Consider the following 1,017-nt stretch of genomic DNA (forward strand, 5'->3'; position numbering starts at 1 on the left):
GAGCGCTGGCGCTTGTTGTCCAGGGCGACAAAATCGGTCGTTTGTGGCGGGCGTCCGGGATGCGACGGGGCTGTGGCACCGTTCGCTTGGTGGCGGGGTTTTTGCAGCGCTCCGTGGCGGTCTTGTTGCCGCGATCACGCAGGACTGGCTGCAGGTAGGTGTCGCGGTCTGAACCGAGAGGGGTGCGCCCGGTCGGGGCCGTTTGGATCGCTGCCGCTACGTCAGAGTCCGAAGGCTCCGCCGCTGACGAGGATCACGATGCCGAGGCCGAAGAGAACGATGGGGAAGAGGACGTGCTCCCAGCGTTCGAGCACTTCGGCGATCGGGGGGCGGGTGGCGACGAACTTTGCCAGGGCCACCAGGACCGCGACGAGCGCGAGGAAGACGATGCAGTAGGCGACTACTGCGAGAGGTTCCACGCTGAGGAAGACAGGGGTGTAGACGCCGATGTTGTCGCCGCCGTTGGCAAGGGTGACGCCTGCGACTGTCCACACGCCGACCTTCTTGCCGGCAACCTTGGCCTCGTCGTCATCGTCGTCATCGTCTCCGCGCCAGGCCTGCCATGCGGCCCAGAGGCCGAGGCCCAGAGGGATGAGACCGAAGTACGGGATGGCTGCCGAGGGCAGGAATGCTCCGGCGCCGATGGTCACCAGGACCGCGGCACCGAGGATGCCGGCGAATCCGATGTACTGGCCGGCCAGAATGCGGGCGGTAGTGCCGCGCTGGCCTGCCCCTCGCGCGAAGAAGAGGGAGAGCACGATGATGTCGTCGATGTTGGTCGCTGCGAACAGGCCCATCGCCTGCAAGACCGAGGTGAGGATCATGCGCCCTCCCCAGCTGCGTCGCATCCGGGAAGCGAGCAGGCGGGATCGATGCACGGGGCGTCTTCGTCCACTGCCAGGGTGGCATCGACCAGTGCCGTCAGCGCCTGCGCCAGGTGCGAATCGGCGATCTCATGCTGCGGGCGCTGCAGCAGCGCACCCTGATCCTGATGTGCGCGGTGGTGATCGGGGCGGG

At 67.1% G+C, this 1,017-nt stretch carries 1 protein-coding gene and 1 pseudogene; both read right to left on the reverse strand.

What is annotated here, in order from left to right:
• Window positions 1-221 precede the first annotated feature (221 nt).
• Window positions 222-824, reverse strand: coding sequence for a cadmium resistance transporter (locus tag AB0N07_RS52275; RefSeq protein WP_365848201.1), 603 nt, complete (start codon window positions 822-824; stop codon window positions 222-224).
• Window positions 821-1,017: pseudogene (locus AB0N07_RS52280) on the reverse strand (transcriptional regulator); the annotation flags it as partial. The pseudogene AB0N07_RS52280 and the gene AB0N07_RS52275, both read right to left, overlap by 4 nt.

The organism is Streptomyces sp. NPDC051172 (assembly GCF_040682555.1).
Classification (GTDB): Bacteria; Actinomycetota; Actinomycetes; order Streptomycetales; family Streptomycetaceae; genus Streptomyces.